Below are 8,938 nucleotides of genomic sequence, written 5' to 3'. Positions count from 1 at the left end.
GGAAAGTTTTTTTTTCGAAAATTTAATCTCGTTTTTCTCTCACCTGAAACCCGATTTCTCAACGTTTCCACTCACTCAATCTGTATATGAACTTGATCCCTTTCGGGGCGGCAAAGATAATTACTTCTTTTATTTCTCACAACTCTTTTTCCCAATTAAATTACTCTAATCTCAAAGTTTTGCTTCTCATTAAAAAAGTAAGAACGTCTGCGCTGTTGCGGCTGCAAAACTACCACCTTTATTGAAATATTCAAGCTTTTTAATCGCTTTATTTTAATGATTTATTAACTTTAATTTTAAATAACTGAAAACGTGAGTTTTGGAATCGTGCAGTTTCGAATTTTAAAACACTCTTTATAAAAACAAAGCCATTTAACCACAAAACAAACATCATAAGCTTCTCTTTATACTAGCAAAAGTAGATTTTAAAACCACCCCCTAGCCCTGATAGCAGCGAAAATCCTTCCAGGACGGCGTTCGGACTGGAAGATTGTAGCGAATAGCAGGAAGAAGCTCCCAACTAATTCTATTGTATCATAATAATCAGATCTATTTAATCAAAACGGATGGCTTTGACTGGAGAAATTTTTGTTATTATATAGGAAGGAATCAACAAAACCAAGAAACAAACACTAATTGTAAGTAGATTTAATAATGCGATGTATCCAAAATTCAAATAAACAGGAGCTTGATCTACATAATAATTCTCTGGATTAAGCTTGATAACCCCAAAATATTGCTGAATTAACAAAATAGAAATCCCTATTAGGTTCCCCCAGAACAGTCCGCGAAGAATAAGGTAAGAGGCATTGTATAAAAATATTTTTCTAATGCTCCAATTACTAGCTCCCAAAGCCTTTAAAATTCCTATCATTTGCGTACGCTCCAAAATAAGCACTAAAAGCGCCACAACCATATTTATGGTAGCAACAACAATCATCACAATTAAGATAACAATAATATTGAAATCGAATAATTGCAACCACTCGAATATATAACTGTATTTTTCTATTATCGTTTTTGTATCAAGCGTAGAACCTGTGTGCTCATAAACCTGATCTCCTACCGTTTTAATATTATCAAAGTCAGCAACAAAAACTTCAAAAGCTCCTACTTGATCCGGCTTCCATTTATTAATACGCTGAATGTGCCGAATATCACCTATTATATAAGAAGCATCAAATTCTTGAAATCCGGAATTAAAAATACCTGTGATTTTAAATCTACGACTATTAGGCAATTTGTTTTGCCCTTCCTTCATAAAAAAAGTATTAAAAACATCTCCGACTTTCAAATTTAATCTATTAGCCAAAAATTGAGACAACAAAACCTCTTGATTTACTATATTAGAATAATCAGGCAATTTTCCTGCAACAAGATATTCCTTTATATTATCCCATTTATAATCTGAACCAACTCCTTTAAAAATTATCCCTTCAAAAGCCGTTTCCGTCCTTATAATTCCAGCCTTACTAGCAATTGCCTGAATATGTTCTACTCCATTAACCGAATTAAACTTCGGATAAAAATCTTGATTTTTAGAAATTGGTACCAAAGTCGTTTCTGACTGATTGCTATCAAAATTTGATATAATGATATGGCCATTAAAAGCAGCAATTTTTTCCCTAATTTTTTGTTGCAGACCAATTCCAGTTGCTACCGAAACTATCATCATAACCATACCGATAGCGATTGCCGATATGGCAATTTTAATAATCGGTGCCGATATACTACTTTTATAATCCTTGGCAGTTATAAGCCTTTTAGCGATAAAGTATTCTAAATTCAAGTTTTAAGTATTAGTTTAAATGCAAATATACATTAAAGTTTCCAGCGTTGAATTACATGAGCGCTCTTCAATAAAAGCCATGATGTTTTTCAGATTATTTAAAGCGGCAATTTCTTTTTCATTTCCTCTACGATATTAAAAGCAGCTGGACAAATGGCAACATTTTTCAAAGTAAGATCAGAAATTTGCTGAAACTTCTTTCTATCCGTATGAGGAAACTCTCTACAGGCTTTTGGACGTACATCATAAATCATACAAGCATTTTCATTATCAAGAAAGGTACAAGGTACACTTTGCAAAACATAATCTTTGTCTTCATCAATCTGCAAATATTGCTCAATAAACTGTTGTGGTTTTTGCCTTAAATATTTTGAAACACGCTCAATATCCGCAAGAGTAAATAATGGCCCCGTTGTTTTACAGCAATTGGCACATTTTAAGCAATCTATTTTTTTAAATTCAGCATCATGTAAATCTTGCATTACATAATCTAAATTTTTAGGCGTTTTCTTTTTGAGCTTATCGAAATACTTTTTGTTTTCAATATGCTTATCTTTGGCTTCTTTAGGAAGATTATTTAAAATTTGTTTCAAGTTTACAATTTAAAGTTGGAGCCACAAAAGTAACAAACTTGAAAGCTGAAACCTGAAACTTTAAACAAAAAAGATGAAAGACCTTTTTGGCCAAGCCATACTAGACTATCAAACTAACAACTCCCCAGAGGATTTAATTACTGAAACCACCATATCTGAAGCTGATGAAATGAGCGTTGCCTATTTATTTCGATCCTTTGCAGATATGCCTCCACTAGAGCAAAAAGCACTGCAACTAGCCAAAGGAAAAATTCTTGACATAGGATGCGGAGCAGGAAGCCACAGTTTATACCTGCAAAACGAACTAAACTTAGATGTTACAGCCATTGATATTTCTAAAAATGCTATTGAAGCCTGTAAATTAAGAGGGGTTTTGCATGCCAAAACTATAAACATGCTGGATTTAGATTCAAAGGAAAAATACGATACCATTTTATTGCTAATGAATGGCACCGGAATATTTGGAAAAGTAAACAATCTTCCCAAGTATCTTCAAAAATTAAAAACTCTTTTAAACACGAACGGTCAAATACTGATTGATTCCTCGGATATCATTTACATGTTTGACGAAGACGAAGATGGAGGTAAATGGATTCCTAGCAATGATTATTATGGCGAATTAGAATTTTCCATTACTTATAAAAATGAAAAGGAAGAAGCTTTTCCATGGCTTTACCTTGACTACAACACATTACAAAATGCAGCAATAGACAATGGATTACATTGCGAATTAATTCTTGAAGGCGAGCATTATGATTATTTAGCCAAGCTTTCCATCTAGACAATCTTCAACATTAAATAAAAAAGCCAAACAATAATTAATGTTTGGCTTTTATACTTCTTCATTATAGTCTAAGGAATATTCAAATATTTATGTGTTTGAAGCGAAACTCTCCATTTTGGATTGTTCATTACATAATCCACTATCATCGGAGTCATTTCCTCTTTCTTACTCCACTCCGGCTGAAGAAACAAAATAGCATTGTCATTAACTAACTCTGCCTGTTCTTCTGCAAAAATAAAATCATGTTTATTATGAATAATCACTTTCAATTCCTGAGCACTATCATAAACTGTTTGGGTAGGCAATTTATTTTTCTTTGGAGAAAGACATATCCAATCCCAAGTTCCTGATAAAGGATAAGCCCCAGAAGTCTCTATATGCACTTTTCGATTATTCTCTTTTAGTTTTTGAGTCAAAAGATTCATATCCCACATCAAAGGCTCTCCTCCAGTTACCACTACCGTTTCAGAATATTTACTCGCATTGTCGACAATTCTGTCAACAGCAGTAGGAGGATGCAATTCTGAATTCCAGCTTTCTTTAACATCACACCAATGACAACCTACATCACACCCACCAATTCTAATAAAGTAAGCAGCCGTTCCTGTATGAAAACCTTCACCTTGAATGGTGTAAAACTCTTCCATCAACGGAAGCATGGCACCTTTATTAACTTCTAATTGTATTTCTTTTGATAACATTATTGTAATTTAAAGTGCAAAGATAGTTAATTTGAAAAGGAGTCGATTTAATAATATCAAAATGATTAAAGATGCGCTTTAATATTAATTAACAATTTCGGTAAAATAGCAACATAAAAAAAAACCGATAGTACTTAAACTATCGGTTTTTTTTATAAAAATCAAAACAAATATTATTTTAATGATTTCAAAGATTCTGTTGCGAATTTATTCGCCGGATCAATTGCAAGTGTTTTAGCAAAATACTCTTTAGCTTTTACCGTATCGCTAGAATTAGCAGCGATAGTGTTGTAAGCTTCAATAAGTTTTGCCTTAGTTGAAGACTTTGCTAGTTCTTCAGCTCCGTTTGCTGTTACAACTTTAATAAATTCTTCATAATACTGAATCATCATTGCTGGCTTTTCTAATAAACCATTAACTCTAGCTCTGTAGATGTACGCATCTTGCGTAGTAGGAGAACCCGTAATTAAATTCCCTAAAGCAGTATCTGCTTTTTGTAATGCAACAAAGTCTGGTTTTTGATCCGCAGTAACATTTGCGTTAGCAAAATAAATTGATGTTCCTAAGTAGAAATTATCAATTAGATAATTCTTAGACTCAACATTCGTTACTGCAATCTCCAAAAGCGCTGCGGCTTCTTTATACATTTTTTGACCGTATAACTTTGTAGCCACTTCGTTAAGGTCATTAGCAATATACTCTTCCATCTCAACCGCTTTCTTAATAGAAGCTACACCTTCATTAAAAAGGGCTGGATTGATAGTCGCTCCATCTGCACTAGTTCCTTTTTTAATTTTTGCTAAACCTAGATATAAGTAATCTTGAGCAATCACTTTATTAGATGGGTTAGCAATAAAATCATTCAATGATTTGATAGCCAAATCAACATTACCATTTTCATAAGCTGAATATCCTAAATAACGATAAATTCTTGGGTTTACAGCATCAATTTCTTTCATTTTATTAGCTTCAACTTCTAAAGCTTTATAGTCTTTTGCCAAAATAAGGAAATCAGCATGACGCATACGAGAAGCCAAAGAATAGTCAGTAAGAGCCATATATTTCTCATAATAAGACAAGGCTTCTTTGATATATTGATCATATCTTCCTGGTACATTTGCAGCCCAATAATAATAAGTCTCAGCTAATTCTCTATAAATCGGACCATAATTAGGACTAATGGCAATTACATCATTATAAGCCGTTACTGCTTCAGTATATGCTTTTGCACCTTTTAGCAAAACACCTAACTGCATTTTGGCTCTTATCATTGAATTATCTGCTTGAAAAGCATTTCTATAAGCAGCATAAGCTTCATTTTGATTCTTCTCGCCATAAAAAGCATCCCCTAAAGCCAATTGCACCTGTGCTTCCTGCCCACTGCGCTCTTTTGCCAGATTCAAAGTCTGAATCGCCGATTTATAATCAGGCTTAGATGCATTCATATAAGCACGAGCAATATATACATACTCTTCAAAATCCTTTTTTCTCATTTCTTTTTTAGCCAATTCGAATTTAGCTTTCGCGGCTACAACATCTCCATTGTCCAAATCGATTTGACCAAGACCTATTTGATTTAAATGCGCATGATCCTTAGCAGTTAACCCATTTTGATAGGTCATTTTAGCTGAATCTGCAATATTTTGAATAAGATAAACATTTCCTAAAAGAAAGAAAGCTGTTCCTTCTGCTGGATTCGTTTTAATTATCGATTTTAAAGTCGATTTAGCATTTTCAAATTGTTCGGCGTCAATTGCTTTCTTAGCTTGATTTATATCCTGAGCTTGTGTGACGGATACGGAAGCCAAAAAGGCAACACTTAAAATTTTAAATTTGTTCATTTTAACTTTATTTGATTTATTCTTATTTACTTTTTTCGGTTTGCTTGGTTTTAAAAACAACTTTTCTTCCAGGTACTCTTACAGGCAATAATCCTGATTTTAAAACGATACGTTGACCAACCTCTCCTGCTACGAATGAAGCAAAGCCCATTCCTAATCCATTATAACCCTGACAATTTATTATAAACAAATCACGTGCCAAAGGATAAGCTCCTTCTGCCAAGTTATTTTGTGTTGGAGCAAAAAAACCATTCTTATCTACCGCTTTTACACTCAATACATGGACATCCTTTATTAAATTCTTGATTTCTGCAGATGGTTGATAAAGCCAATTTAAACCTACAACCCCTATCATCCCATCATTTTCAGAAACAAATTTCACGACATCCTCATTGACTTTAAAAGAATAAATCCCTTTTTTAGGAACCTCCTTAATCCCCGCTAACTCAGTCATGTAACGAACGGTACTCGAATTTAAATTATCAAAAACCAGACCTTTAATAGATTTTTGATCCTTTCCTTGCATGAAATGAATCACATCTTCCAAGGCAATTAAAGTATCGTTTGACTTTTTATTAGAAATAAATGCAATGGCGTCAGTTCCTATCTTTGTGATTTTTGGTTTAATCTTAAGAATTTTAAAATGCTTTAACTCTTCTGCATTTAAAGTTCTAGGCAATATCGCAATTTGCGAAGTATCATTAAGGAAAGATCTTAGTACTTCTTTTTCAGACTTAGCCTCTAAACTAATTTTAGCTTTATAATCACTTTGAAAAACAGCAATTTGATCCTCAATTAAGGGCTTTATACTTTCATCTACCAGAATTGTAGCAGAACCTTTTAAAATCGTTTCTTTTTCTTTTGTAGTACCATCTGACTGCTTACAGCTAATGAACAATACAGTTATAAAAAGAATTGAAACATACTGAAGTTTTACAAAATTTCTCATAATTTAATCTTTATTATCGTTAATAATACGCACAAACCTGATAGCGGCATATACGATCAAAAGAACCCCAAAAACAAGTCTGTAACTTGCACTCATATCTAAGGGAAAATTCTTCATAAAGATAATAAATAAACCTAAAACAAGGTAGGTCAGAAAAAACAAAATTCCTATAACGAGAAGAAATCGCTCTTTAAGCGATTTCTTCTGAATATTTCTACAAATTTTATCCAACATTACTCTGCAGTTTGAATAGTTATCGGAAGAGAATAAAGCACCCTTACCGGTTTTCCATTTTGAACCCCAGGATTCCATTTTGGACATTTTTGTAACACTCTCATAGCTTCTTTTCCAGTACCGTAACCGATATCTCTTAATACTTTAATATCAGTTAACGAACCATCTTTTTCTACAACAAAAGTCACATATACTTTTCCTTTAAGACCTTCTTCTTCAGGTGCTCGGTAATTTTTCGCTACAAAAGAGTAAAATTTCTCAATTCCACCAGGAAATTCAGGTTTCACCTCGATACCAGCCGTGTTGTAAATTTGATTATCTTCTTCCACAACCTTACTTGGCCCTGTACCTACTGGTGCTACAGTTAATACTGCATCTGGATCTCCCTTAATTGTTTCAGCACCTATCTTTTTTTCTTTGATCTCAACAATTTTCGGTGGCTCTTCAGTCACTTCTTCTGCCTTAGCCACTACTGGCTTCACAAACTTAACCTGATCCACTTTTGGTGGTGGTGGTGGTGGTGGTGGAACATTTAATTTAGGCTCTTCTTTCTTCTTTGGAGGTAGTTTTACTGCAGTGATTTTAATATCTCTGTCAATATCCTGGTCTTCTCCTTTAGGAATTAAGTCCATGATTAGAGGAGCAGCAACAGCAATACTAAAAAAAATAGCCCCAATAATAAGCGCTTTAATAGTAGTTTTTCTATTGGTTCTTCTTAACTCATAAGCTCCGTAAACTTTATTACGTCCTTCGAATACGATCTCAAGCCATTGATTTTTTAATATGTCTAATTTCATTTTTCTTAATTATTAGGTTATTAAGAAAACAAGATTGCTCTTATTTTCCTTCTAACAATTTTTGTTCTTCAGGAGAAAAATCATTAACAATAGTATAGGTCGGAACATCAGAAATTGCCATTTCATCTAGTATATCAATTACATTTCTATAATTTGCTTTCTTACTAGGCTTGATAATTACAATCATACCTTTATCCTTGTTTCCAGTATACTCTAATACTGACTTCTTTCTAGTTAAAATCTCCTTACGTATACCGTCTTTACCATATGGCAATTCCTTTGGACCTGCAATAGGAGTAGCCAACAAACCAACGTAGTAAACTAACTTATTGTCAGCACCCAACATAATTGTCATAGTACGATTTTCGTCAACCTTCATATCTACGTTATCTTTGCTCGGATCTTTATCTGGCAACCCCAAGTTCATCGATTGAGGTTTAGACAACGTCGTAGTAAGCATAAAGAATGTGATTAATAAGAAAGCTAAATCCACCATAGCAGTTAAATCTACCTTTGCGTTTGCTTTTTTAGCTCTTACTTTACCACCTTTTTTGCCTCCACCGTCGTCGGTATTTAATTCAGCCATTTTAGTGTATTTTTTTTATTAAAAATCTTTTCCTCTTAAACCAGTAACTAAACTAAAGCTATTGATTTTTTGATCTTGCAACATATCCATCACTTTTCTAATGGCTGGATATTCTTCTTTTGCATCACCTTTAATAGCGACTTGCAATTCTTTATCATTCACCTCTATATTTGCAATACGTGCATTATAGATCCAGTCTTTCAACTGATTATCAAGCGAGTCTGCTGGAATACCAGGTTGCCCTGCTTTACTTCTATCAGCCGCTTTCATGTCAATGATTTGTTTAAGATTGAGAAGTGGCACACCAAAATCATCCATCCTTGAGAATGTGTTTTTATCTTCCTCAGAAAAAGCCACACCATATTTTTCGCCCATCAACTCTAAGGTTCTGATTCGAACTTCTTTTCCTTTCAAATCAAAAAAAACTTTTCCTTTTCCTACAGTTAAAGTAGCCAAATCAGTCTCAGGTAATTTTGTCTGAACTGTTGAAGTAGGCGTATCTACAGGCAATGCTTCCGGAATCTTAGCTGTCGAAGTCATTACAAAGAAGGTAAGCAATAGAAATGCGACATCACACATTGCGGTCATATCAGTAGACCCCGCATTCTTTTTTATATTTATTTTAGCCATTCTTTTTGTTTTTTATTTGATATAAATATCAACC

General features: G+C 33.6%; 9 protein-coding genes. 1 reads left to right on the top strand and 8 read right to left on the bottom strand.

Annotated features, from left to right (window positions below; translation table 11 throughout):
• Nucleotides 1-553: 553 nt before the first annotated feature.
• Nucleotides 554-1,789 carry an ABC transporter permease gene (locus BUB25_RS10165; protein ID WP_072943813.1) on the bottom strand — a complete coding sequence of 412 codons (1,236 nt, stop codon included), beginning with the start codon at nucleotides 1,787-1,789 and terminating at the stop codon, nucleotides 554-556.
• 98 nt (nucleotides 1,790-1,887) lie between these two features.
• Nucleotides 1,888-2,382 (bottom strand): YkgJ family cysteine cluster protein, encoded by a 495-nt coding sequence (locus BUB25_RS10160; RefSeq protein WP_072943811.1) that lies wholly within the window; start codon nucleotides 2,380-2,382, stop codon nucleotides 1,888-1,890.
• A 73-nt stretch (nucleotides 2,383-2,455) separates the two neighbouring features.
• On the opposite strand from BUB25_RS10160, the gene BUB25_RS10155 reads away from it, so the two are divergent.
• Nucleotides 2,456-3,163 (top strand): SAM-dependent methyltransferase, encoded by a 708-nt coding sequence (locus BUB25_RS10155; RefSeq protein WP_072943808.1) that lies wholly within the window; start codon nucleotides 2,456-2,458, stop codon nucleotides 3,161-3,163.
• Nucleotides 3,164-3,234: 71 nt separating this feature from the next.
• Here the strand turns inward: BUB25_RS10155 and BUB25_RS10150 are convergent, their stop codons facing one another.
• The 6 genes from BUB25_RS10150 to BUB25_RS10120 all read right to left on the bottom strand — a co-directional run bounded on the left by BUB25_RS10150 (nucleotide 3,235) and on the right by BUB25_RS10120 (nucleotide 8,904).
• Nucleotides 3,235-3,867, bottom strand: a complete 633-nt coding sequence (locus BUB25_RS10150; protein ID WP_072943806.1) for a 7-carboxy-7-deazaguanine synthase QueE — start codon at nucleotides 3,865-3,867, stop codon at nucleotides 3,235-3,237.
• 173 nt (nucleotides 3,868-4,040) lie between these two features.
• A complete protein-coding gene (locus BUB25_RS10145) occupies nucleotides 4,041-5,708 on the bottom strand; it encodes a tetratricopeptide repeat protein (protein WP_072943841.1) in 1,668 nt (555 codons plus the stop codon).
• A 22-nt stretch (nucleotides 5,709-5,730) separates the two neighbouring features.
• Complete coding sequence (locus BUB25_RS10140; RefSeq protein ID WP_072943804.1) at nucleotides 5,731-6,657, bottom strand: PstS family phosphate ABC transporter substrate-binding protein; 927 nt, start codon at nucleotides 6,655-6,657, stop codon at nucleotides 5,731-5,733.
• A 233-nt stretch (nucleotides 6,658-6,890) separates the two neighbouring features.
• Nucleotides 6,891-7,688 (bottom strand): energy transducer TonB, encoded by a 798-nt coding sequence (locus BUB25_RS10130; RefSeq protein ID WP_072943800.1) that lies wholly within the window; start codon nucleotides 7,686-7,688, stop codon nucleotides 6,891-6,893.
• 40 nt (nucleotides 7,689-7,728) lie between these two features.
• Entirely contained in the window at nucleotides 7,729-8,274 is a 546-nt protein-coding gene (locus BUB25_RS10125) for an ExbD/TolR family protein (protein WP_072943798.1), read from the bottom strand.
• Between the two features lie 18 nt (nucleotides 8,275-8,292).
• On the bottom strand, nucleotides 8,293-8,904 hold the full coding sequence (locus BUB25_RS10120; RefSeq protein WP_072943796.1) for an ExbD/TolR family protein: 612 nt from the start codon (nucleotides 8,902-8,904) through the stop codon (nucleotides 8,293-8,295).
• Nucleotides 8,905-8,938 lie beyond the last annotated feature (34 nt).

It is taken from the genome of Flavobacterium granuli, from assembly GCF_900129705.1.
GTDB lineage: Bacteria > Bacteroidota > Bacteroidia > Flavobacteriales > Flavobacteriaceae > Flavobacterium > Flavobacterium granuli.
This window is presented reverse-complemented; position numbering and strand designations above follow the sequence as displayed.